This is a genomic window from Allobosea sp. GW821-FHT09G06, from assembly GCF_059416005.1.
Window position 1 is genome coordinate 679,376 of the sequence record NZ_JBWKOI010000002.1, and the last position, 21,736, is coordinate 701,111.

The 21,736-nt window shown below is 67.1% G+C and carries 22 protein-coding genes; 14 read left to right on the top strand and 8 right to left on the bottom strand.

Annotation, left to right across the window (positions count from 1 at the left end; genetic code table 11):
* Positions 1–228: 228 nt before the first annotated feature.
* The 5 genes from AC07NY_RS13375 (at position 229) to AC07NY_RS13395 (ending at position 4,644) form a co-directional block, all read left to right on the top strand.
* Positions 229–1,188, top strand: a complete 960-nt coding sequence (locus tag AC07NY_RS13375) for an ABC transporter substrate-binding protein (RefSeq protein WP_494584241.1) — start codon at positions 229–231, stop codon at positions 1,186–1,188.
* A 24-nt stretch (positions 1,189–1,212) separates the two neighbouring features.
* Positions 1,213–1,728 carry a mismatch-specific DNA-glycosylase gene (locus AC07NY_RS13380; protein WP_494584242.1) on the top strand — a complete coding sequence of 172 codons (516 nt, stop codon included), beginning with the start codon at positions 1,213–1,215 and terminating at the stop codon, positions 1,726–1,728.
* On the top strand, positions 1,725–2,498 hold the full coding sequence (locus AC07NY_RS13385) for an ABC transporter permease (protein ID WP_494584243.1): 774 nt from the start codon (positions 1,725–1,727) through the stop codon (positions 2,496–2,498). Before AC07NY_RS13380 ends, AC07NY_RS13385 begins: the two co-directional genes overlap by 4 nt.
* A complete protein-coding gene (locus tag AC07NY_RS13390) occupies positions 2,495–3,274 on the top strand; it encodes an ABC transporter ATP-binding protein (RefSeq protein WP_494584244.1) in 780 nt (259 codons plus the stop codon). The genes AC07NY_RS13385 and AC07NY_RS13390 overlap by 4 nt, the downstream gene beginning before the upstream one ends.
* A gap of 173 nt (positions 3,275–3,447) precedes the next feature.
* Positions 3,448–4,644, top strand: a complete 1,197-nt coding sequence (locus tag AC07NY_RS13395; RefSeq protein WP_494584245.1) for a class I SAM-dependent methyltransferase — start codon at positions 3,448–3,450, stop codon at positions 4,642–4,644.
* 153 nt (positions 4,645–4,797) lie between these two features.
* Here AC07NY_RS13395 and AC07NY_RS13400 read toward each other — a convergent pair whose 3' ends face one another.
* Positions 4,798–5,937 carry a citrate synthase family protein gene (locus AC07NY_RS13400; RefSeq protein WP_494584246.1) on the bottom strand — a complete coding sequence of 380 codons (1,140 nt, stop codon included), beginning with the start codon at positions 5,935–5,937 and terminating at the stop codon, positions 4,798–4,800.
* A gap of 89 nt (positions 5,938–6,026) precedes the next feature.
* Between AC07NY_RS13400 and AC07NY_RS13405 the strand changes: the two genes are divergently transcribed.
* The gene (locus AC07NY_RS13405; protein ID WP_494584247.1) at positions 6,027–7,106 is read left to right on the top strand and encodes a citrate synthase/methylcitrate synthase; all 1,080 of its coding nucleotides are present in this window, start codon (positions 6,027–6,029) and stop codon (positions 7,104–7,106) included.
* Between the two features lie 112 nt (positions 7,107–7,218).
* On the opposite strand, the gene AC07NY_RS13410 is transcribed toward AC07NY_RS13405, so the two are convergent.
* The 5 genes from AC07NY_RS13410 to hutI all read right to left on the bottom strand — a co-directional run bounded on the left by AC07NY_RS13410 (position 7,219) and on the right by hutI (position 13,107).
* Positions 7,219–7,779 (bottom strand): HutD/Ves family protein, encoded by a 561-nt coding sequence (locus AC07NY_RS13410; protein WP_494584248.1) that lies wholly within the window; start codon positions 7,777–7,779, stop codon positions 7,219–7,221.
* 162 nt (positions 7,780–7,941) lie between these two features.
* Complete coding sequence (gene hutU / locus AC07NY_RS13415) at positions 7,942–9,609, bottom strand: urocanate hydratase (RefSeq protein WP_494584249.1); 1,668 nt, start codon at positions 9,607–9,609, stop codon at positions 7,942–7,944.
* Complete coding sequence (hutG, locus tag AC07NY_RS13420; protein ID WP_494584250.1) at positions 9,606–10,415, bottom strand: N-formylglutamate deformylase; 810 nt, start codon at positions 10,413–10,415, stop codon at positions 9,606–9,608. Before hutG ends, hutU begins: the two co-directional genes overlap by 4 nt.
* Positions 10,412–11,944, bottom strand: a complete 1,533-nt coding sequence (hutH, locus tag AC07NY_RS13425) for a histidine ammonia-lyase (RefSeq protein WP_494584251.1) — start codon at positions 11,942–11,944, stop codon at positions 10,412–10,414. The genes hutG and hutH overlap by 4 nt, the downstream gene beginning before the upstream one ends.
* A complete protein-coding gene (gene hutI / locus AC07NY_RS13430) occupies positions 11,941–13,107 on the bottom strand; it encodes an imidazolonepropionase (RefSeq protein WP_494584679.1) in 1,167 nt (388 codons plus the stop codon). Before hutI ends, hutH begins: the two co-directional genes overlap by 4 nt.
* Positions 13,108–13,286: 179 nt before the next feature.
* Here hutI and AC07NY_RS13435 point away from each other — a divergent pair, with 179 nt between their 5' ends.
* Both AC07NY_RS13435 and hutC read left to right on the top strand, forming a co-directional pair.
* Positions 13,287–14,654 (top strand): formimidoylglutamate deiminase, encoded by a 1,368-nt coding sequence (locus AC07NY_RS13435; RefSeq protein ID WP_494584252.1) that lies wholly within the window; start codon positions 13,287–13,289, stop codon positions 14,652–14,654.
* A 12-nt stretch (positions 14,655–14,666) separates the two neighbouring features.
* Positions 14,667–15,416, top strand: a complete 750-nt coding sequence (gene hutC, locus AC07NY_RS13440; protein WP_494584253.1) for a histidine utilization transcriptional repressor HutC — start codon at positions 14,667–14,669, stop codon at positions 15,414–15,416.
* Between the two features lie 76 nt (positions 15,417–15,492).
* Here hutC and AC07NY_RS13445 read toward each other — a convergent pair whose 3' ends face one another.
* Entirely contained in the window at positions 15,493–15,759 is a 267-nt protein-coding gene (locus tag AC07NY_RS13445) for a YMGG-like glycine zipper-containing protein (protein WP_492284357.1), read from the bottom strand.
* A 256-nt stretch (positions 15,760–16,015) separates the two neighbouring features.
* Between AC07NY_RS13445 and AC07NY_RS13450 the strand changes: the two genes are divergently transcribed.
* The 4 genes from AC07NY_RS13450 (at position 16,016) to AC07NY_RS13465 (ending at position 19,301) form a co-directional block, all read left to right on the top strand.
* Positions 16,016–16,399 (top strand): PRC-barrel domain-containing protein, encoded by a 384-nt coding sequence (locus AC07NY_RS13450; RefSeq protein ID WP_492284356.1) that lies wholly within the window; start codon positions 16,016–16,018, stop codon positions 16,397–16,399.
* Positions 16,400–16,726: 327 nt separating this feature from the next.
* Positions 16,727–17,614 carry a transglutaminase-like domain-containing protein gene (locus AC07NY_RS13455; protein WP_494584254.1) on the top strand — a complete coding sequence of 296 codons (888 nt, stop codon included), beginning with the start codon at positions 16,727–16,729 and terminating at the stop codon, positions 17,612–17,614.
* A 44-nt stretch (positions 17,615–17,658) separates the two neighbouring features.
* Positions 17,659–18,558, top strand: coding sequence for a diacylglycerol/lipid kinase family protein (locus AC07NY_RS13460; RefSeq protein WP_494584255.1), 900 nt, complete (start codon positions 17,659–17,661; stop codon positions 18,556–18,558).
* Positions 18,559–18,650: 92 nt separating this feature from the next.
* The gene (locus AC07NY_RS13465) at positions 18,651–19,301 is read left to right on the top strand and encodes a phosphatase PAP2 family protein (protein WP_494584256.1); all 651 of its coding nucleotides are present in this window, start codon (positions 18,651–18,653) and stop codon (positions 19,299–19,301) included.
* 13 nt (positions 19,302–19,314) lie between these two features.
* Here AC07NY_RS13465 and AC07NY_RS13470 read toward each other — a convergent pair whose 3' ends face one another.
* Entirely contained in the window at positions 19,315–19,803 is a 489-nt protein-coding gene (locus AC07NY_RS13470; protein ID WP_377846078.1) for a pyridoxamine 5'-phosphate oxidase family protein, read from the bottom strand.
* Positions 19,804–19,973: 170 nt separating this feature from the next.
* Here AC07NY_RS13470 and AC07NY_RS13475 point away from each other — a divergent pair, with 170 nt between their 5' ends.
* On the top strand, positions 19,974–20,126 hold the full coding sequence (locus AC07NY_RS13475) for a hypothetical protein (protein ID WP_492284352.1): 153 nt from the start codon (positions 19,974–19,976) through the stop codon (positions 20,124–20,126).
* A 124-nt stretch (positions 20,127–20,250) separates the two neighbouring features.
* Complete coding sequence (locus AC07NY_RS13480; RefSeq protein WP_492284351.1) at positions 20,251–21,696, top strand: aldehyde dehydrogenase family protein; 1,446 nt, start codon at positions 20,251–20,253, stop codon at positions 21,694–21,696.
* Positions 21,697–21,736: the final 40 nt, after the last annotated feature.

Consider the following 21,736-nt stretch of genomic DNA (forward strand, 5'->3'; position numbering starts at 1 on the left):
CTCAAAGAAATAAGGGCGTCTGCGCGCCGGCGGGCGGAAGAGGAGGAAATTCCCTCTGCCCTGTCAAACGAGAGAATGTCATGACTTTCCCAAGCGGCGCTGATCGGCCGCTTGACGTATTTGCATATGCAATTAAAATGTATGGGAACGAAGGTTGCATGGCGCTGCGATGACGCTCTAGGCGTTGGATTGGCGCATCAGCCGAAAAACAGGGGAAGGGTTTCAACCATGGCAGTTTTCAAGCGCGCCGGCGCAGCGGTTGGTTTTGGCCTCGCGGCGCTCTTCGCGGCGGGCGGCGCCCAGGCGCAGACCAAGGTCAATATCGGTATTTCCGGCTGGACCGGCTTCGCTCCGCTGGTGCTCGCCAAGGAGGCCGGCATCTTCGCCAAGAACGGCCTCGACGTCACCATCAAGAAGATCCCGCAGAAGGATCGCCATCTCGCCATCGCCTCGGGCGACATCCAGTGCGCCGCGACCACGGTCGAGACCTGGATCGTCTGGGATGCGGCCGGCATCAAGACCAAGCAGATCTTCCAGCTCGACAAGAGCTACGGCGCCGACGGCATGGCCGTGCGCAAGGATGTCGCCGCGATCAAGGACCTGAAGGGCAAGACGGTCGCGGCCTCCGCGCCCGGCACCTCGCCCTATTTCGCGCTGGCCTGGATGCTCAAGGAGAACGGCCTCTCGGTGAAGGACGTCAAGGTCGTCAACATGGAGCCGGGCCCGGCAGCCCAAGCCTTCATCGCCGGCCAGAACGACGCCGCCATGACCTATGAGCCCTATCTCTCCTCCGTCCGCGACAAGCCGGACGCGGGCAAGATCATCGCCACCACCCTGGACTACCCGATGGTGATGGACACCTTCGGCTGCACGCCCGCCTTCCTCGTCAACGACAAGGCCGCGGCGGCGCTGACCCAGAGCTATTACGAGGCCCTGGACATGATCAAGAAGGACCAGGCCAAGGCCTACGAGATCATGGGCGCCGACGTGAAGCAGACCGGCGAGCAGTTCGGCAAGTCGGCCGGATACCTGCGCTGGTCGGATGCCGAGGGTAACAAGAAGTTCTTCTCGGGCGACTGGCAGGCCTTCTCGGCCAAGGCCGCCGACCTGCTGCTCGAGATCGGCCTGATCAAGGCCAAGCCCGATCTCGCCACGCTGGTCGATACGAAGTTCGTCGCCGGCAAGTGAACGCCGGCAAGTAACAGCCGCCGCGTGAACGGCGACATCCTCCCGGATGTTCTGGAGCCCGGCCTGCGCGTCGTCTTCTGCGGCACGCAGGCCGGCGCTGCCTCGGCCAGGCGCGGCGCCTACTATGCCGGGCCGGGCAACAAGTTCTGGCCGGTGCTTCATGAGATCGGGCTCGTCCCGGTGAGGCTCCGGCCGGAGGAGTTCCTGACCTTGCCGCGCTACGGCATCGGCCTGACCGATGTCGCCAAGCGGACCTCGGGCCCGGATTCCGCTCTGCGTGGCGGCCATTTCGACGTGGCCGGCTTCGCGGCGCGGATCGCTGCGAACCGGCCCCGCATCCTCGCCTTCAACGGCAAGCGTGCGGCGCAAGCCGCCCTCGGGATCAATGAGGGGCGGCTCGCCTACGGGCCGCAAGCGCATGGACTGGCCGATGCCGACATCTACGTCCTACCCTCGACCTCCGGCGCCGCTGCCGGCTTCTGGTCGATCGAACCCTGGAAGCAACTGGCCATGGCCGTGACCGGAACGACAACGCGATGAGACCTTTGCAACCCGTCTCGGCCTCGGCCCGCATCGGCTATGGCCTGGCCTTCTTTGCGCTCTTCGTCGCGCTCTGGTCGGTCGCGACCTTCGGCGGCTATGTCCAGCGCCTCTTCCTGGCCGATCCGCTGACCATGGTCGGCGAGGGCTATAACCTGATGGTCCGCTACGGCTTCGGCTTCGACATCATGATGACGATCTGGCGCGTCGTCGGTGGCTTCATCCTCGCCGTCCTCGTGGCCCTGCCGATAGGCATCCTGATGGGTGCCTACAAGCCGATCGAGGCCTTCCTGGAGCCCTTCGTCTCCTTCGCGCGCTACCTGCCGGCCTCGGCCTTCATCCCGCTGCTGATCCTCTGGGCCGGCATCGGCGAGACGCAGAAGCTGCTCGTCATCTTCATCGGCTCGGTCTTTCAGCTCATCCTGATGATCGCGGTCTCGGTCGGCTCGATCCGGCGCGACCTCGTCGATGCCGCCTATACGCTGGGCGCGACCGACAGCTCGGTGGTCCGCCGCGTCATGCTGCCGAACGCGGCGCCCGAGATCGCCGAGATCTTCCGGCTCGTGCTCGGCTGGGCCTGGACCTATGTCATCGTCGCGGAGCTGATCGGCTCGTCCTCGGGCATCGGCCACATGATCACCGACAGCCAGGCGCTGCTGAACACCGGGCAGATCATCTTCGGCATCATCGTGATCGGGCTCATCGGCCTCGTCTCCGATTTCCTCTTCAAGGCGGTCAACCAGCGCCTGTTCCCGTGGGCGCGCACATGAGCAAGCTTCTCGTCGAGAATGTCGGCAAGGTCTTCCCCGCGCAGCGCGGCGGCGAGCCGACCCGCGCCCTGATGCCGACCTCGCTCAGCGTCGCCGACAACGACTTCATCACCATCCTGGGCCCCTCCGGCTGCGGCAAGTCGACCTTGCTGCGCATCATCGGCGGGCTGGAGACGGCAAGCGAAGGCCGCGTCCTGTTGGATGGCGCAGCCGTCGCGGGGCCGGGCGCCGATCGCGGCTTCGTCTTCCAGAGCTACACGCTCTTCCCCTGGCTGACCGTGCAGCAGAACATCGCCTTCGGCCTGCGCGAGAAGGGCGTGTCCGAGGCCGAGCGCCTGAAGATCGCCCGCGACTGGGCGGTGCGCGTCGGGCTGGGCCAGTTCGTCGACCATTTCCCGAAGCAGCTCTCGGGCGGCATGCAGCAGCGCACGGCGATTGCCCGGGCGCTCGCCAACAACCCCAAGATCCTGCTGCTCGACGAGCCTTTCGGCGCGCTCGACAACCAGACCCGGGCGTTGATGCAGGAAATGCTGCTCGGCATTTGGGAGCGCGAGCAGAAGACCGTGCTCTTCGTCACCCATGATATCGAGGAGGCGATCTTCGTCGGCTCCCGCGTCGTGGTGATGAGCGCGCGCCCGGGCCGGATCAAGGCCGATATCCCGGTCGATCTGCCGCATCCGCGGCCCTACACCATCAAGACGACGCCGGAATTCGTTGCCTTGAAGGAGCGGCTGGTCGAGGAGATCCGTGCCGAGGTCATCGCGGCGGATCACTAGCGAGCCGCCAGCCATGCTTCCCTAGCGAAACCGAACCGCACCGCCTGCGTTGTCATGTCGCAGGCGTGTGGCTGCCTTGCGCTGAGGGGGCGTTACGACGGCGCGTTGCGTTGCCATCTTCAGCGAAAGGGGCGCTGCCGAAGGTGGGGCCAATGCATTCGCTGATAGCCAGGATGTTGTCTCGGCTCGCGATCGAGCCACGTATCGACGTCGTGTTTCCCGATGGCACGTTGCAATCCGTCGGGCAGGGTGCCGCGCCGCGATTGCGCATGCGCATCGTGGATTCGCCGACTGAACTGAAGCTCGCGCTCAATCCCGAGCTCGCCCTCGGCGAGGCCGTGATGGACGGGCGCGTCGTCGTCGAGCAGGGCTCGCTCTACGACCTGCTCGATGCGCTGGTCGCGGCCGTGCACCGCGCCCGCCCCAAAGGTTGGGGCAAGGTGCTGGAGGGCTTGCGCACGGCGGTGCGACGCTTCCACCAGCACAACACGCCGGCTTTGGCGAAGCGCAACGTCGCGCATCACTACGATCTCAAGAGCGATTTCTTCCGGCTCTTCCTAGATCCGGACATGCAGTATTCCTGCGCCTATTTCGCCGAGCCCGGCATGAGCTTGGCGCAGGCGCAGCTCGCCAAGAAGCGCCACATCATGGGCAAGCTCGACCTCCAGCCGGGCCAGCGCGTGCTCGATATCGGCTGCGGTTGGGGCGGCATGGCGCTGTCCATAGCCGGCGAGACGGGGGCGTCCGTCACAGGCATCACGCTCTCCGAGGAGCAACTCGCCATCGCGCAGCAGCGCGGCGCGGAATCCGGCCTGCCGGTCGAATTCCGGCTGCAGGACTACCGGCATCTGAACGAGCCCTTCGACCGGATCGTCTCGGTCGGCATGTTCGAGCATGTCGGCGTCGGCTATTACCGCGACTATTTCCGCAAGGTCCGGGAATTGCTGAGCGATGACGGTGTGGCGCTGGTCCACACCATCGGCCGCTCGACGCCGCCTGGTGCGACCAATCCCTTCATCGCCAAGTACATCTTCCCCGGCGGCTATATCCCCGCCATGTCGGAGGTGGCGGCGGCGGTCGAGCAGGAGGGGCTCGTCATCACCGATGTCGAGGTGCTGCGCCTGCACTATGCCGAGACGCTGAAGGTCTGGCGCGAGAACTTCCTCGCCCGGCGCGACGAGGCGGTGGCGATGTATGACGAGCGCTTCGCCCGGATGTGGGAATTCTACCTCGCGGCCTGCGAGGCGAGCTTCCGGCATGACGACCTCGTCGTCTTCCAGTTCCAGCTCGCCAAGAAGCTCGACGGCCTGCCGATCACGCGCGGCTATATCGCGGAGCGTGAGTGCGAGCTTGGAGGAAAGGTGGCTTAAGCAAGCTCCACGCTTGTCATTCCGGGGCGCGCCATAGGCGCGAACCCGGAACCCACGACTGGGTGAGACATGAAGAGCTCGGCTGCGAGCGGCCCGCTCGGTCGTGGGTTCCGGGTTCTTCGCTGCGCGAAGCCCCGGAATGACAAGGATGGTTCAAGCCGGCTCCGGCCCGACATAGCGGGCGCGAGGCCGGATCAGGCGTCCGGTCTCGCCCTGCTCCAGTGCATGGGCGATCCAGCCCGCGCAGCGCGCGGCGGCGAAGAGTTGGAACGGTACATCCGGCCCGAGCCCGAGTTCGCTCGCGATCGCCGTCAGCACGAAATCGATATTCGGCTCCTCGCCGGTCAGGGCCGTGACGGCCCGGCGCGTCTCCTCATAGGCCGGTGGTAGCGTGAACGCCGCGAGCAGCGCCCGCGCCCGCGCATCGCCATCCGGATAGAGCGGATGGCCGAAGCCGGGCAGGGGCATGCCGGTCGCAAGCCGCGCCGAGACGGCCATCTCCACGCCCTCGCTCGCGATCTCGCGCATCAAGCCCAGCACGCGCGGCGTCATCCCGCCATGCAGCGGCCCCGACAGTGTCGCGAGCCCGGCCAGGATGCTGGCGGCGAGCGAGGCGCGCGTCGAGGCCGCAACCCGGACCGCGAAGGTCGAGGCGTTGAGCTCATGGTCGGCAAGCAAGACCAGCGCGCGGCGGATCAGGTCGGCGCCATCGGCGTCGCAGCCCCAGGCCTGCGCCAGCCGGTGATGGATCGGCCCCTGTCCCGGTCGTCCGGCGATGGCATCGACGAGCGAGTCGATGACGGAAGCCGCTTCAAGATAGAGCGCCTTCTTCGTCCGGCCGGCCATGGCGGGATCGCTGGCGGCACGCGCGGCGATCACCGCGAACATGCGCTGCCGGGCCGGCGCCTTCGGCACGATCGTGAACAGCGGCGGAAAGCGTTGCGAGCCGCAATCCCAGAGCAGCCGCGCGACATCCTCCAGCTTCGCCGTCTCGGCCAGCGTCTCGGCGTCCTGCCCGCGATACCAGAGCTTGCCGCGCTGGATCGTGGCGATGCCGGAGGCCAGGATCGGCTCGCCGAACGCGATCGCATCCTCGGCGATGGCGGCGGGCTTGCGTCCCCGCGCCTTGCGATGCTCCAGCCGCGCCACATCCTCGGCGCGGTACAGCCGTCGGCGCGAGTCGCCCGCATCGCCGCGCGCCTCGATCAGCCCGCGGCTGACATAGGCGTAGAGCGTCTGCGGCTTCAGCCCGAGCCGCTGCATCACCTGTTGCGCCGTCAGCCAGTCGGTCATGGGAAAATACATTGATTATATTGTTCAAGATTGATTCTACTGATGAAGCTATCAATCTTCAAGGCCTCAGATGTTGAGGAGAACTCGCCATGTCCGATGGCCTTGAAGATGTCGTTGCCGCCCATACCGTGCTCTCGGAAGTCGATGGGGCGGCGGGCCGATTGGTGATGCGCGGTCACAGCCTCGATGAGCTCGCGGGCCATACCTCCTTCGAGGAGATGGCCGCGCTGATGCTGGACGGCTTCGTGCCGGACCTGCCGACCATGAAGGATTTGCCGGCGGCGCTTGGCGCTGCCCGGCAGGAACTGTTCGAGACAATCGTGAAGAAGGCCGTTATCCCCGTGACACTCGGCCCGGTGGAGATGATCCGGGCGATGACGGCGCTCGTGCCCGATGGCGAGGATGCCGGCACGGTCCTGCGGCTGCTGGCGGCTCCTGCCGTCTTCACTGCCGCGTCGCTGCGCCTGCGGCAGGGCCTTGCGGCGGTCGCCCCCGATCCGTCCCTGTCGCAGGCAGCCGATACGCTGCGCATGCTGACCGGCAAGGTGCCGACGCAGCAGCAGGCCGCCGCGCTCGACACCTATCTCGTGACCGTCGCCGACCATGGCCTCAACGCCTCGACCTTCGCGTCACGTGTCGTTGCCTCGACCCGCGCCGGGCTGGTCTCGGCGGTGCTCGCCGGCATCGGTGCGCTCAAAGGCCCGCTCCATGGCGGCGCGCCCGGCCCGGTGATCGAGATGCTCGATGCGATCGGCGCGCCCGGCAATGCTCGTACCTGGCTGGAGACGGCGCTCGATCGCGGCGACCGTTTGATGGGCTTCGGCCATCGCATCTATCGCGTGCGCGATCCGCGCGCCGATGCGCTGAAGGGCGCAATCCGCCGGCTCGGCGCCGATAGCGGGCGCCTCGCGCTGGCCGAGGCGGTCGAGCAGGCGGCGCTCGCCATCCTGCGCGAGCGCAAGCCGAACCGCACGCTGGAAACCAATGTCGAGTTCTACACGGCGCTCTTGCTGGAGGCGCTCGGTTTCGCGCCGGATTCCTTCACCTGCGTCTTCGCGCTGGGGCGGACGACGGGCTGGCTCGCCCATGCCAAGGAGCAGATCGCCGGTGGCCGGCTGATCCGCCCGCAATCGGTCTATGTCGGCCCACAGCCGCGGCAGGCGGCTTGAGGAGAAAGAAAAAGCGTCATGCTCGGGCTTGACCCGAGCATCTCGGAAACCAGTGTCTGCTGGTCATGAGCTTCTCGGTCGGAGCTGTGCTCCGCCCGAGAATGACGGCAGCTCAGACCGGTTGCAGTCGGATCGCAAACAGCTCGCCGCCATCTCCAGCGGCGAGTTTTGCTGTGATAGGCGCTTCGAGCACCGCGCTGTCGCCGGCAGCGAGCGCCTCAGCATTCACCCGCCAATCGCCCTGACGCGCCACCAGAACCAGCAACCCGCTCTCGGCCGCGATCTCATGCGATCCGCCGGTGAGGCGCTCGACGCTATGGCTCCACGCCCCGCGCCGACTCATCACGTTGAGATCATCGATCGCCCCGTCGACCAGCACGCCATCTACCGCCCGGTCGGCGGCGAAGAAGAACGGCGCGGTCGAACGATCGAGCGAAACCGTCTCGCCGTCGCCGAAGGCCAGCCGAATGCCGTTGCCGGTCAGCACCGACAAGGTTCGGTCGATGCCGGGGAAGGATGAGAACGGCCCGTCCTGTCCGACATGGGCCATCGAGATGCGCCAGGCGAAATCGCTGAGGGGAGCCCCCTCTGGAGAAACAGCGATCTCGGTCGTGGTGCCCCCGCCGTTCTTCCACGGCATGACCTTGCAATCGGCGGCGCGGATGATGCGCATGAAGGCTCCTTCGAATTCAAGTGGCCATCGCTGTCATTCCGGGGCTCCGCGCAAGCGGAGAACCCGGAACCCACGAACGGGCGAGCCCTGTCTGCTCGCGACGTTCTACCCAGTCGTGGGTTCCGGGTTCGCCCTGCGGCCGCCCCGGAATGACAAGATTGCTCAGCCCAAAATCCCCGGCAGGTTGAGACCCTTGTCGCGGGCGCAGTCCAGCGCGATGTCGTAGCCGGCATCGGCATGGCGCATCACGCCGGTGGCCGGGTCGTTCCACAGGACGCGCGAGAGGCGGGCGGCCGCGTCATCCGTGCCGTCGGCGCAGATCACGACGCCCGAATGCTGCGAGAAGCCCATGCCGACGCCGCCGCCATGGTGCAGCGAGACCCAGGTTGCGCCTGACGCCGTGTTGAGCAGGGCGTTGAGCAGCGGCCAGTCGGAGACGGCATCCGAGCCGTCCTTCATCGCTTCCGTCTCGCGGTTCGGCGAGGCGACCGAGCCGGAATCGAGATGGTCGCGGCCGATCACGACCGGTGCCTTGAGTTCGCCGTTCCTGACCATCTCGTTGAAGGCGAGGCCGAGGCGGTGGCGGTCGCCGAGGCCGACCCAGCAGATGCGCGCCGGCACGCCCTGGAACGCGATGCGCTCGCGCGCCATGTCGAGCCAGTTATGCAGGTGCTTGTTGTCGGGCAGCAGCTCCTTCACCTTGGCGTCGGTCTTGTAGATATCCTCCGGATCGCCTGAGAGGGCGGCCCAGCGGAACGGGCCGATGCCGCGGCAGAACAGCGGGCGGATATAGGCCGGCACGAAGCCCGGGAAGGCGAAGGCGTTCTCAAGCCCCTCTTCCTTGGCGACCTGGCGGATGTTGTTACCGTAGTCGAAGGTCGGGATGCCCATGTCCTGGAAGGCGATCATCGCCTCGACATGCTCGCGCATCGAGGCGCGGGCCGCCTTTTCGACGGATTTCGGATTGGCCTCGCGGGCCTGCTTCCACTGGCCCATGGTCCAGCCCTTCGGCAGGTAGCCGTTGATCGGGTCATGCGCCGAGGTCTGGTCGGTGACCATGTCGGGGCGGATGCCGCGGCGGACCATCTCGGGCAGGATCTCGGCGCAGTTGCCGAGCAGGCCGACCGACTTCGCCTCGCCGTTCTTGGTCCAGCGGGCGATCATCTCCAGCGCCTCGTCGAGCGTCTCGGCCTTCTCGTCGAGATAGCGGGTGCGCAGGCGGAAATCGATCGAGTCGGGATTGCACTCGACGGCAAGGCAGGAGGCGCCGGCCATCACCGCGGCGAGCGGCTGAGCGCCGCCCATGCCGCCGAGGCCGCCGGTCAGGACCCACTTGCCCTTGAGGCTGCCGTTGTAGTGCTGGCGGCCGGCCTCGACGAAGGTCTCGTAGGTGCCCTGAACGATGCCCTGGGTGCCGATATAGATCCAGGAGCCGGCCGTCATCTGGCCGTACATCGCGAGACCCTTCTTATCGAGTTCGTTGAAATGGTCCCAGTTCGCCCAGTGCGGAACGAGGTTGGAGTTCGCGATCAAGACGCGCGGCGCATCCTTGTGCGTGCGGAACACGCCGACCGGCTTGCCGGACTGGACGAGCAGGGTCTCATCGGCCTCGAGCTGGCGCAAGGTCGCGACGATGCGGTCGTAATCCTCCCAGGAACGGGCGGCGCGGCCGATGCCGCCATAGACCACGAGCTCCTGCGGATTCTCGGCGACGTCCGGGTGCAGGTTGTTCATCAGCATGCGCAGCGGAGCCTCGGTCATCCAGCTCTTGGCGCTGAGCTCGGTGCCGGTGGCGGGGCGGATGACGCGGGTATTGTCCAGGCGGGTCATGAGCGGCTCCCTTCGAGAGTCTTGGCCGCGTCCAGGGCTGCGGCGATGATGGCTGACAAGGCGGTTTGCAAGGCGGCGGCCTTCGTCGCGTCGAAGGTCCAGGGCGCGTTCTCCTCCGAGAGATAGGCCGAGAGCGCGATTTCCATCTGGAGCGCGTGGACTTGGCTGGAGGGGCGCCCGTAATGGCGCGTGATCCAGCCGCCCTTGAAGCGGCCATTGGCGATCTGGGTGAGCGGTTGGCCGGCCATCGCGGTGACGGCGGCGGCCTCGATACTCCCGGCGCAGCTCTGGCCGGAATTCGTGCCGAGGTTCAGCGTCGGCAGCGTGCCTTCGAACAGGCGCGGGATCACCGACTTGATCGAGTGGCAATCCCACAGCACGCAATAGCCGTGCTCGGTCGTCACCCGTTCGATCTCGGCCGCCAGCGCGGTTTGATAGGGCTGGAAATAGGCCGCCTTGCGCCGCTCGATCTCGGCGGCGTCCGGCGTGGTCTGCCAGATTGGCGCGCCGTCGAAGGTCGTGCTCGGCACGAGCTCGGTCGTCGCCTGGCCCGGATAGAGCGAGACGCCGGCCGGGTCGCGGTTGAGGTCGATGACGAAGCGCGAGAGCTGCGCTTCGACGATGCTCGGCGCGAACGGCGCGGCGAAGCCGTAGAGCTGGCGCATATGCCAGTCGGTATCCTCGACCAGCTTTCCGCGTGCGTTGAGCTGCGCCGCGACGTCCGGCGGAACGCCGGTGCCGGGATGCGGCATGGAGAGGATCAGCGGGGACGAGCCCCGCGTGACCGTGACGATCTCGGCGCTCATGCGCTGCACTCGGCGAAGCTGTCGAGGCCCGCCGCCTTGCCGACGGCGCCGGAAAGCACGAACTCGGTCGCGGCCGCGAGGTCGGGGGCGAGGTAGCGGTCCTCGGTCAGCGGCGCGATCTTGCCGCGCAGCAGGGCGAGCACCGGCTCAAGGCGCGCGCTGGTCTTGAGCGGGCGGTGGTGCTCGATCGCTTCTGCCGCAGCCATCAGCTCGACGCCGATGATGCTCGCCGCATTCTTCGCCATGTCGATCAGGCGGAAGGCGCCATGCGTCGCCATCGAGACATGGTCTTCCTGGTTGGCCGAGGTCGGGATGGTGTCGACCGAAGCAGGGTAGGCCTTCTGCTTGTTCTCGGAGGCGAGCGCCGCGGCCGTGACCTGCGCGATCATGAAGCCGGAGTTCAGGCCGGCATCGCGGGCGAGGAAGGGCGGCAGGCCGCTCATCACGGGGTCGACCAGCAGCGCCATGCGGCGCTCCGAGAGGTTGCCGATCTCGCAGACGGCCATGGCCAGGATGTCGGCGGCGAAGGCGACCGGCTCGGCGTGAAAATTGCCGCCGGAAACGATCTCGCCGGGGCCGAGCACCAGCGGGTTGTCGGTGACGGCATTGGCCTCGATCGAGAGCGTCGCGGCGGCGTTGCCGATCAGGTCGCGCACCGCGCCCATCACCTGCGGCTGGCAGCGCAGCGAATAGGGGTCCTGCACCTTCGTGTCGCCATGGCGATGGCTCTCGCGGATGGCGCTGCCGGCGATCAGGTCGAGCAGGGTCTTGGCGACCTTGATCTGGCCGGGCTGGCCGCGGAGATTCTGGATGCGCGGATCGAACGGGGTGTCGGAGCCCTTGAGCGCATCGACCGAGAGCGCGCCGGCGACGAGCGCCGCGTCGAAGACGCGAGCGATGGCGGCAAGGCCGGTCATGGCGAGCGTGGTCGAGACCTGCGTGCCGTTGATCAGCGCGAGGCCTTCCTTGGCGCCGAGCGCCAACGTGGTGAGACCCGCGCGCTTCAGCGCTTCGGCTGCCGGCAGGGTCTCGCCCTTCAGGCGGATCTCGCCGTAGCCCATCAGGGCCGCAGTCATATGGGCGAGCGGGGCGAGATCGCCGGAGGCGCCGACCGAGCCCTTGGCCGGGATCACCGGCAAGGCGTCGGCCTTGAGCGCGTTGGTCAGGGCCTCGATCACGACGGGGCGCACGCCGGAGGCGCCGCGCGCCAGGCTCGCGGCCTTCATCGCCAGCAGCAGGCGCACCACGCCGTCGGGCAGGGCAGGGCCGGTGCCGACCGCATGCGAGACGATCAGGTTGCTCTGGAGCTTGGCGAGATCGGCATCGGCGATGCGCACGCTGGCGAGCTTCCCGAAGCCGGTATTGACGCCATAGGTCACCGTGCCGGCGGCGACGATCTCCTCGACGATCTTCTGGCCGGAGGCGATATTCCCCGCGCTCTCGCTGCTTAGCGAGGCGACGGCGCCGTCGAGGATCGCGCGCCAGTCGGTGAGATGGGCTGCGCCCGGGTTCAGCGAAACCGTGGTCATTGTCCGTTCCAGATGCGGGTGTGAAGGGGATTGAAGCCGATACGGTAGGCGAGTTCTGCGGGGCGCTCGATCTCCCAGATCGCGAGATCGCAGCGCTTGCCGGCTTCCAGCGTGCCGACCTCGTCCTGAAGTCCGAGGGCCTTGGCGGCGTGGCGGGTGAGCCCGGCCAGCGCCTCTTCCGGCGTCATCCGGAAGAGCGTGCAGGCCATGTTGAGCACGAGCAAAGGCGAGGTCAGCGGCGAGGAGCCGGGATTGGCATCGGTCGCGAGCGCGATCGCCGCGCCATGCTTGCGCATCAATTCGATCGGCGGCTTCTGCGTTTCGCGCAGGAAATAGAAGGCGCCAGGCAGCACGACCGCGACCGTGCCGGCCTTGGCCATGGCGATGACGCCGTCCTCGTCGAGATATTCGAGATGGTCGGCCGAAAGCGCGCCCATCTCGGCGGCGAGCTTGGCGCCGTGGAGATTGGACAACTGCTCGGCATGGAGCTTGATCGCCAGGCCCTTGGCCTTGGCGGCCTCGAAGACGGTTCTCGTCTCCTCGGGCGAGAAGGCGATGCCCTCGCAGAAGGCATCGACCGCATCGGCCAGCCCCTCGGCTGCGACGGCGTCGAGCAGCGGCCCGGCGACCAGCGCGGTGTAGTCGCCCGAGCGGCCCTTGTATTCGGGCGGCACGGCATGGGCGCCGAGGAAGGTGGTGCGGACGGTGACGGGGCGCTCGCGGCCGATGCGGCGCGCGACGCGGAGTTGCTTGAGCTCCGCCTGCTGCTCCAGCCCGTAGCCGGATTTGATCTCGACGGTGGTGATACCCTCGGCCATCAGCGCGGCGAGGCGCTTATCGGCGGAGGCGAAGAGCGTATCCTCGCTCGCCTCGCGCGTCGCCTTGACGGTGGAAAGGATGCCGCCGCCGGCCCGCGCGATCTCCTCATAGGTCGCGCCCTGGAGACGCAATTCGAACTCATGCGCCCGGTCGCCGCCATAGACCAGATGGGTGTGGCAATCGATCAGCCCGGGCGTGATCCAGCGACCCGCGCAATCGATGGTCTCGGCCGCCTGGAAGGCGGGTGCCGCGCTGCGCGGGCCGACGAAGACGATGCGTCCGTCGCGAGCGGCGATGACGCCATCCTCGATCGCGCCATAGGGAGCCTCGACCGCAGCCGACATCGTCGCCAGCCGCGCATTCGTCCAGAGCTTGTCGCAGACAATCGTCTCACCAGGCGCTTTCGCCACCGTGCGTCCTCCCGCTACTCTTTGAGTTGAAGCCATGCTATCCAATTGCATATGCAATTGGCAAGTGTTATTTGCATATGCAATTAAACGCCAATGAGCGACGGAGCGAAACGGTGACCGAGACCCTGCATCTGGCCGAGGCCCTTCTGCCCGAAGGTTTTGCCAGCGATGTGAAGCTGACCGTCGCCGACGGCGCGATCGTCTCCGTCGAGGCAGGGGTGAAGCCGGCGGGAGATGTCCGCAGCTTCGCGGGGATCGCGCTGCCGGGCATGCCGAACCTGCACAGCCACGCTTTCCAGCGCGGCATGGCCGGCTTGTCCGAGCGCCGCGGCGCGCCGGAGGATTCGTTCTGGACCTGGCGCGAGGTGATGTACCGCTTCCTCGACCGGCTCGATCCCGATGACGTTCAAGCCGTTGCGGCACAGGCCTTCGTCGAGATGCTGGAGGGCGGCTTCACCGCGCTCGCCGAGTTCCACTATCTCCATCACGACAAGGACGGGCGCGCCTACGCGAATATCGCGACGATGGGGCAGGCGATCGCCTCCGCCGCGCAGGAAACCGGGCTCGGCCTCACTTTGCTCCCGGTGCTCTATCGCTTCGGCAATTTCGGCCAGGCGCCCTCGGTCCATGGCCAGCGCCGCTTCGTCAACGAGCGTGACGCCTATCAGCGCCTGCTGGAAGGCAGCGCCGCCGCGATCCGCGACCTGCCGGACGGGCGGCTCGGCGTCGCCCCGCATTCTTTGCGAGCCGTCGCGCTCGACGATCTCGCCTGGGTCTCGTCGCTGCGTCCCAACGACCCCGTTCATATCCATGTCGCCGAGCAGATCCCGGAGGTCGAGGCCAGCCTGAAGATCACCGGTAAGCGCCCGGTCGAACTGCTGATGGACACGATCCCGCTCGACAAGCGCTGGTGCCTGATCCATGCGACGCATCTGACCGATGCGGAGCGTGACGGCATCGCCCGCAGCGGCGCGGTAGCGGGGCTCTGCCCGATCACCGAATCCAGCCTCGGCGACGGCATCTTCGATGGCATCCGCTATGCCCAGGCCGGCGGCGCCTATGGCGTGGGCAGCGATTCCAACATCCAGATCGACGCCGGCTCGGAGCTGCGCCAACTCGAATATTCGCAGCGCCTGCGCGACCGCCGCCGCGCGCTTTTCGCGGAGGAGACGGCTTCGACCGGCCTTGCGCTCTGGCGGGCCGCCTGTGCCGGTGGTGCCCGCGCCTGCGGCCGCGCCATCGGCGCCATCGCGCCCGGCCACCGCGCCGATTTCATCACGCTCGACACCGATCATCCGGCTCTCGTTGGCCGGTCCGGCGCCGAGGCTGTCGACAGCGCGATCTTCGCCGCCAATGCCATGCCTTTGCGCGATGTCGTTGTCGGTGGCAGGAGGGTGGTGGCCGAGGGGCGGCATGTCGCTCGCGATTCGGTGCGCACCCGCTTTGCCGGCGTGATGAGGCGCCTCCTCGCAGCGGACTAACCAGGGACGACGATGACGGAAACCCGGCTCGACGCGGTGAAACTGGACGGCGCCGGGCCGGTCTATGACCAGATCCGGCGGGCGATCCGCGATCTCGTCGTCAGCGGGGAATGGCCGCCGGGCACCAGCGTGCCGCCCGAACACGCATTGATGGAGCAGCTCGGCGCCTCGCGCATGACCGTGCATCGCGCGTTGGTCCAGCTCGCCCGCGAGGGCCTGATCATCCGCCGCCGCCGATCGGGAACCGTTGTCGCGACCCCGCCGGCGAGCCACGCCATGCTCGACATCCTCTCGATCCCGGAAGAGGTGCGCCAACTCGGCCAAGCTTACGACTATGAGGTGCTGGCGCGTACCGACGGCCGGCCTTCGCCGGAGGTGGCCGAACTCTTCGGTCTCAAGCGTTCCGACAAGGTCACGCATCTCCTCGTTCTGCATCGCGCCGACGGCAAGCCGCATGTGCTGGAGGAGCGCGTCATTCACGCGGCCGGCATGAGCGGGCTCGCGGATGAAGACTTCGCTGGGACGCCGCCGGGCGACTGGCTCTTGCAGCACAGCCTCTGGTCGCAGGCCGAGCATGCGATCAGCGCGATCGGAGCAGGGGAGGAACAGGCGGCTTTGCTGGAGATCGCGGAGGGCGAGCCCTGCCTGCTGGTCGAGCGCCGGACTTGGAACCAGTCGCAGCCGGTGACGGCCGTGCGGCTCCTCTATCCCGGCTTCCGCCACCGTTTCGTCGGGCGCTTCGGCCCGTACGGCGCCGCCTGAGGGCAGAGGCTGTCACGCCCTGCACGCAAAAGAAAAGGCCCGCCGGTGGGCGGGCCTTCGATGGGATGATGCTGCCTCAGCAGTCGTAGACCACGCGGCGGCCCCATTCGTCCCGCCCGTAGCAGCTTTGACGCGTCGCCGCGCCGCCGATGATCGCGCCGCTCGCGCCGCCGATTGCAGCACCCGCCAGCGCGCCGCCGGCTCGGCCCGTGGCGGCGCCGCCGATGATGGCGCCCGCGCCTGCGCCGATCAGGGCGCCCGTGCCGGCATTCTGCTCGCGCGCCGTACAGGCGCCGAGAGCAGCGCCCAGCGCCGCGACGAGCATAAGTTTCTTGATGATCATGACCTCTCCTCCTCCGTGAGATGACGAGTCGCTCGCAGCACCAAACAGCGTTGGGCGCCTAAGGTTCCCGCCGGCTAACCGGACAGGGCGAGAACGGTGCGCCGGGAGAGGAGCACGAAGGAGCGGGCGGGGCCTTCCGCAAGGCCTCGAAAATTAGCGATCCGCCGGAACCTATCGCGGCAGCGGCGGTTGGAAAGGCAAGTCCCGCCGGAGGACAGGCTCTCCGGCATCCCATCGTGAACCAAGGGGGAAGACGATGACCGACATTCCCATGACTGCTGCTGCGACCGCCAACCCGCTCATCGCGGGGGCCCGTGTCGCCGGAACCGATGTCTACAACACTGCCGGCGATCATCTCGGCGAAATCTATGACGTGATGCTCGACAAGCTGACCGGCAAGGTCGCCTACGCGATCATGTCCTTCGGTGGCTTCCTCGGGCTGGGCGAGAAGTACCACCCCATCCCGTGGAGTGTGCTCGACTACGACACGCAGCGTGGCGGCTATGTCGTGCCGCTGACCAAGGAACAGCTCGAGGCTGCGCCGATGTATGACAGCGAGGGCGAGCCTGACTGGGACGACAAGGCTTACGGCAAGCGTGTCCACGACTACTACGGCACGATGCCCTACTGGATGATGTAACCGCAGGGCGGTTTCGCGAGAAAACGCGACAGATCGACGATTTGAATCGTTTCGGCGCTTCGGGGAAGCGCCGAAACGACCAGAGCGCAGGTCGCGGCGGTTGCTATCCCCCCAGCCGAACCGTCGTGGCGGCGGGATGCGGGCCGAAAGGCCCGCATCTTCTTTTTTGGGCTCTCGGGGAGCATCCGCATTCCGCGCCATTTTTCATCGACCGGCGGGAACAGAAGAGCCCATTCGCGCGTCTAGTCGCCGGGGGATTTCGACACCCGACGATCCGCAGCGGCGAGTTTGCGCAGCGGTCCGGCCCTCACATCAGGAGAAGGCGAGATGCGCATCCGCTACGGCTATCGGATCGAGTTGGTCTGTTCCCATGACATGCCCTTGATCACGCTGCTCGACGTGCATCCGTCGCGCCGGCACGATCTGACGACGCCGGACGAGATGAAGGTGACCGCGCTTGCCGATCCGTCCCTGGCCATCGCGACGACGCAGGATCTTGACGCCTTCGGCAATATTCGCCGCCGCATGGTCGCGCCGCCGGGCGGTATCCGTCTGGAATCGGAGGGGATCGTCCATGATTCCGGCGAGCCGGATGTCATCAACGCCACCGCCCGCGAGGTCTCGCCCTCGCGCCTGCCGGATTCGGCGCTCGTCTACCTGCTCGGCAGCCGTTATTGCGAGACCGACAAGCTCTACGATCAGGCCTGGAGCCTGTTCGGGCAGGTCCAGCCGGGCTGGTCGCGCGTCCAGGCGATCGTCGACTTCGTCCATAATCACCTGACCTTCGGCTATCATTTCGCCCGCAACACCCGAACCGCTGCCGAAGCCTTCGAGGAGCGGATCGGCGTCTGCCGCGACTTCGCGCATCTTGCCGTGGCACTCTGCCGCTGCATGAATATCCCGGCGCGCTACTGCAACGGCTATCTCGGCGATATCGGCGTGCCCGCCAATCCCGCGCCGATGGATTTCAACGCCTGGTTCGAGGTCTTCCTCGGCGGACGCTGGTACACCTTCGATGCCCGCCACAACGAGCAGCGCATCGGCCGCGTCGTCATCGCGCGTGGCCGCGACGCGACCGATGTCGCGATGATCAGCTCCTTCGGGGCGCACACGCTGCAGCGCTTCGAAGTCGTCACCGAGGAGGTCGAGGACGTGCCGATGCCGCTGATGCCGTCGATGCCGGAACAGTTCAACGCTCGTCCTGCCGCGGCCTGAGCGCTCTTGCGCATGGTCGAGCGCCACCCATCTACCCCAGCACAATGCGCTACACGATCGTCGTCAATGCCCGCGCCGGAACGGTTCTCGAAGCCGGCGCCGATGCCTTTGCCGCGCGGCTGGAGGCGGCCTTCGCCAACCATGGCTGCGGCGTGGATGTGCGGCTCGTGCCGCCGCGCGAGATCGACGACGCGCTCTCGCTCGCGATCGAGGACAAGCATGCGCTGCCTGTCCTGGCGGGCGGTGACGGCACGATCAATGGCGCCCTGCCGGTCCTGATCCAGGCCGATCGCCCGATCGGTATCCTGCCAATGGGTACGGTGAACGTGCTCGGCCGCGATCTCGGCCTGTTCGGCACGCTGGAGCAGCAGGTTGCGGCGCTCTGTGCGGGGGAGCCGGTCGAGATGGATGTCGGGCGGGTCAACGATCGCCTGTTCCACTCGATCTCCGGCATGGGCTTCTTCAGCCTGATGGCGCGCGAGCGCGAATATGCCCGCCGCCGCTTCCCCTTCAGCCGCGCGGCCGCTTTCGGCGTCGCCGCGACGCGCTCGATCCTGTTCACGCGGCCGGTGACGCTCGACATCACCGTCGGCGACGACCACCGCATCGTCGAGGCGGATGCCGTGCTGGTCACGGTCAACCGTTTCGAAGGTGCGGACTGGCGCCGCCCGAGGCTCGATGACGGGCTCTTCGAGGTCCATGTGCTCAATGCCGGCGGGCTCTATTCGCGCAGCAAGGCGGCGCTCTCGGTGGTGTCGGGCCACTGGCGGAACTCGCATAACCTGACCTCCTTCACCGGCGATGCGGTGACGCTGATCCGGCGCGACAAGCGGCGCGGCCATATCACCTTCGACGGGGAGGTCGAGCGCAAGGCGGGGCCGCTGAGCTACGGCCTGCTTCCCAAGGCGCTGCGGGTGATCGCGGCACGCCCCGCCAGTCACTGAACGGAGCCGGTCAGGGCGGCAGAACGCCGCCTGTTCGACGTTCGCCAGCGCCTGTTAATCTCCTGCCAGATCCCTCTCGGAGACCGCCTTTCTTGCCCAAGCCTCGTGTCCTGGTTCCCGCTACTGCCGCCCTGGTCTTCCTCGGGTTGGCGCTGCTGATCGTCTCCGGGCGCAGCTTCTCCCTCGATACGACGCTGATCATGCTGTTCCGCGACGCGGCCAATCCCGCGGTCCCGATCGGGCCGGCCTGGTTCCAGGAGGCCGTGCGCGACATGACCGCGCTCGGCAGCTTCATCGGCCTGTTCTTCATGGCGCTGACGGCGACGCTGGCGCTCTGGCTCTGCGGCTATCGCCATCTCGCGATCGGGCTCGTCGTGAGCCTCATCGCCGCCTTCCTGGCGAGCACCGGCCTGAAGATCGTGATCGCCCGCGAGCGGCCGGATATCGTCGAGCATGCCGCTCTGACCTTCACGGCGAGCTTCCCGAGCGGCCACGCCTTCCTCTCGGCCGTAACGCTATTGACCATTGCCGGCTTCGTCGGCCTTGCCTCGCGGCGGACGGATATCGCACGCTTCTGCATGGTGATGGCTGTGGTCATGGTCGGCCTGATCGGACTGAGCCGCATCTATCTCGGCGTGCACTGGCCGTCAGATGTCCTCGGCGGCTGGGCCCTCGGGGTCGTCTGGTCGAGCGTCGTGATTGCCTGGCTCGGCCGCAGGATGGCGGAATCCGACCCAGCCTGATTCCGATCGGAGCTCAGCGCATGTCGATCGTTGCGTTGACGCCGAGATCGGGCGTGCGCCCAAGGATCTTGGCGGTCGCCAGCTTGAACGCGACGAGCACGCTGCTCGACGGCCCGTCCCAGATTTCGGCCGAGGTCGGCGTCAGTGCGAGCAAAGTCGCGTCGGGATCGTCGGGTCCGTTCGGGAACCAGGCGCTCGCCATCGGCGTCCAGACCTGCCGCAGCGTCTCGCGGCCCGGAACCTCGGAAGCGGAGCAGGAGATCGCCGCGTAGAAATTGCGATCCTCATGGCTGATCGCCACGCTGACGGAGGGCGAGCGCAGGGCCGCCCCGATGATGCCGGTATGACGGTGCGTGATGAAGAGCAGGCGATGGTGGTCGCGGTCGAGCTGGCCGGACATCGGCCGGGTCCTGATGTCGCCCTCTGCGACGAGCGAGACCATATAGACAGGGTGCGCGGCCAGCGCGGCCCAGATGCGTTCCTGCAGTTCGGTGTCTGGCATGGCAACCTCCTGCCGGTGCGATCCTGTCACGGCCGGCCCCCCGTGGAAACCAGCCTGTGCGTCATGCCAACGCCGCGTGGCAGGCATCGTTCCCGGCTCTCTGGAACATCATGGCCGGCCCTGCGTTTGGAAAGGGCTCGCGGCCCGGCCGCCATTATCGGGAACTCTTCATGGTCTTATCGCGTAATCTCCTGGCCGTGCTGGTCCTCATCCTCGTCGCTGCCCTCGCCGTGACCGGCTTCTCGCTCTACCAGGAGAAGAAGCAGCCGGACGGCGTCGAGATTTCGGTCGGCAAGAACGGGCTGTCGATCAAGGAAAAGTAAGTTCGCAATTGCGATGACCGCTCGCGGTGCGATCAAAGTAGAGCGAGCTGCCCAAAGGGCATTGGCCTTGCCGGCCCAAAGGCGCTAACACCCGAACCACGAACCTGTGTCGTGGGAGAACGAGATGAACGCGCCCTTCAAGAACCTGATCGCCGGCGAATGGGCCGGCGGCGCCAATGCCTCGCGCAACATCAATCCCTCGAACACCAATGACGTCGTCGGCGAGTACGTGCAGGGCTCGGTCGAGGACCTGAACAACGCGGTCGCCGCCGCCAAGGCTGCCTTCCCGGCCTGGAGCCGCTCCACTCCGCAGGAGCGTTACGACATCCTGAAGAAGGCCTCCGACGAGATCCTCGCCCGCAAGGACGAGCTCGGCCGCCTGCTTTCGCGCGAAGAGGGCAAGACCCTTGGCGAGGGCATCGGCGAGGCGACCCGCGCCGGCCAGGTCTTCGCTTTCTTCGCCGGTGAGTGCCTGCGCCTCGGCGGCGAGATGGTTCCGTCCGTGCGTCCCGGCGTCGGCGTCGAGATCACCCGTGAGGCCGTCGGCATCGTCGGCATGATCACGCCCTGGAACTTCCCGATCGCGATCCCCGCCTGGAAGATCGCTCCGGCACTCGCCTGGGGCAATTGCGTCGTGCTGAAGCCGGCCGATCTCGTGCCGGGCTCGGCCTGGGCGCTGGTCGACATCCTCCAGCGGGCCGGCCTGCCCAAGGGCGCGCTCAACCTCGTCATGGGCCGCGGCTCGGTCGTCGGCCAGGCACTGCTGGAGCACAAGGACGTCTCCGCGATCTCCTTCACCGGCTCGGTTGGCACCGGCCGCAAGGTCGCTGCCGCCGCCATCTCCGGCAATCCGATGAAGAAGGTTCAGCTCGAGATGGGCGGCAAGAATCCGCTCGTCGTGCTCGACGATGCCGACCTGAAGGTCGCGGTCGAGGTCGCCGTCAACGGCGCCTTCTTCTCGACGGGCCAGCGCTGCACGGCGTCCTCGCGCCTGATCGTCCAGGCCGGCATCCACGACAAGTTCGTCGAGGCCTGCATCGAGCGCCTCAAGACCGTCGTCGTCGACGACGCGCTGAAGGCCGGCACCCATATCGGCCCGGTCGTGGACCAGAGCCAGCTCGACCAGGACCTGAAATACATCCAGATCGCCAAGGACGAGGGCGGCAAGCTGGTCTTCGGCGGCGAGCTTTTGAAGCGCGACACTCCCGGCTTCTACCTCGCGCCGGCGCTCTTCACCGAGACCACCAACGCCATGCGCATCTCGCGCGAGGAGGTCTTCGGCCCGGTCGCCAACATCGTCCGCGTCAAGGATTATGACGAGGCGCTGGCTGTCGCCAACGACACCGAGTTCGGCCTCTCCTCGGGCATCTGCACGACCTCGCTGAAGCATGCGACGCATTTCAAGCGCAACAGCGAGGCCGGCATGGTGATGGTCAACCTGCCGACGGCAGGCGTCGACTATCACGTGCCGTTCGGCGGCCGGAAGGGCTCAAGCTACGGTCCGCGCGAGCAGGGCGCCTACGCCAAGGAGTTCTATACCACGGTCAAGACGGCCTACACGCTGGCCTGATCGGTTCGGAACCGAGCAGAATTGAAGGGCCGCGCCGGAA

What these genes read in the sequence shown, in the direction of transcription:
- AC07NY_RS13375 (WP_494584241.1), top strand. Translation starts at nt 229, where the DNA reads ATGGCAGTTTTCAAGCGCGCCGGCGCAGCGGTTGGTTTTGGCCTCGCG.
- AC07NY_RS13385 (WP_494584243.1), top strand. Translation starts at nt 1,725, where the DNA reads ATGAGACCTTTGCAACCCGTCTCGGCCTCGGCCCGCATCGGCTATGGC.
- AC07NY_RS13390 (WP_494584244.1), top strand. Translation starts at nt 2,495, where the DNA reads ATGAGCAAGCTTCTCGTCGAGAATGTCGGCAAGGTCTTCCCCGCGCAG.
- AC07NY_RS13395 (WP_494584245.1), top strand. Translation starts at nt 3,448, where the DNA reads ATGTTGTCTCGGCTCGCGATCGAGCCACGTATCGACGTCGTGTTTCCC.
- AC07NY_RS13400 (WP_494584246.1), bottom strand. Translation starts at nt 5,937, where the DNA reads ATGACCGACTGGCTGACGGCGCAACAGGTGATGCAGCGGCTCGGGCTG.
- AC07NY_RS13405 (WP_494584247.1), top strand. Translation starts at nt 6,027, where the DNA reads ATGTCCGATGGCCTTGAAGATGTCGTTGCCGCCCATACCGTGCTCTCG.
- AC07NY_RS13410 (WP_494584248.1), bottom strand. Translation starts at nt 7,779, where the DNA reads ATGCGCATCATCCGCGCCGCCGATTGCAAGGTCATGCCGTGGAAGAAC.
- hutU (WP_494584249.1), bottom strand. Translation starts at nt 9,609, where the DNA reads ATGACCCGCCTGGACAATACCCGCGTCATCCGCCCCGCCACCGGCACC.
- hutG (WP_494584250.1), bottom strand. Translation starts at nt 10,415, where the DNA reads ATGAGCGCCGAGATCGTCACGGTCACGCGGGGCTCGTCCCCGCTGATC.
- hutH (WP_494584251.1), bottom strand. Translation starts at nt 11,944, where the DNA reads ATGACCACGGTTTCGCTGAACCCGGGCGCAGCCCATCTCACCGACTGG.
- hutI (WP_494584679.1), bottom strand. Translation starts at nt 13,107, where the DNA reads ATGTCGGCTGCGGTCGAGGCTCCCTATGGCGCGATCGAGGATGGCGTC.
- hutC (WP_494584253.1), top strand. Translation starts at nt 14,667, where the DNA reads ATGACGGAAACCCGGCTCGACGCGGTGAAACTGGACGGCGCCGGGCCG.
- AC07NY_RS13445 (WP_492284357.1), bottom strand. Translation starts at nt 15,759, where the DNA reads ATGATCATCAAGAAACTTATGCTCGTCGCGGCGCTGGGCGCTGCTCTC.
- AC07NY_RS13450 (WP_492284356.1), top strand. Translation starts at nt 16,016, where the DNA reads ATGACCGACATTCCCATGACTGCTGCTGCGACCGCCAACCCGCTCATC.
- AC07NY_RS13455 (WP_494584254.1), top strand. Translation starts at nt 16,727, where the DNA reads ATGCGCATCCGCTACGGCTATCGGATCGAGTTGGTCTGTTCCCATGAC.
- AC07NY_RS13460 (WP_494584255.1), top strand. Translation starts at nt 17,659, where the DNA reads ATGCGCTACACGATCGTCGTCAATGCCCGCGCCGGAACGGTTCTCGAA.
- AC07NY_RS13470 (WP_377846078.1), bottom strand. Translation starts at nt 19,803, where the DNA reads ATGCCAGACACCGAACTGCAGGAACGCATCTGGGCCGCGCTGGCCGCG.
- AC07NY_RS13475 (WP_492284352.1), top strand. Translation starts at nt 19,974, where the DNA reads ATGGTCTTATCGCGTAATCTCCTGGCCGTGCTGGTCCTCATCCTCGTC.
- AC07NY_RS13480 (WP_492284351.1), top strand. Translation starts at nt 20,251, where the DNA reads ATGAACGCGCCCTTCAAGAACCTGATCGCCGGCGAATGGGCCGGCGGC.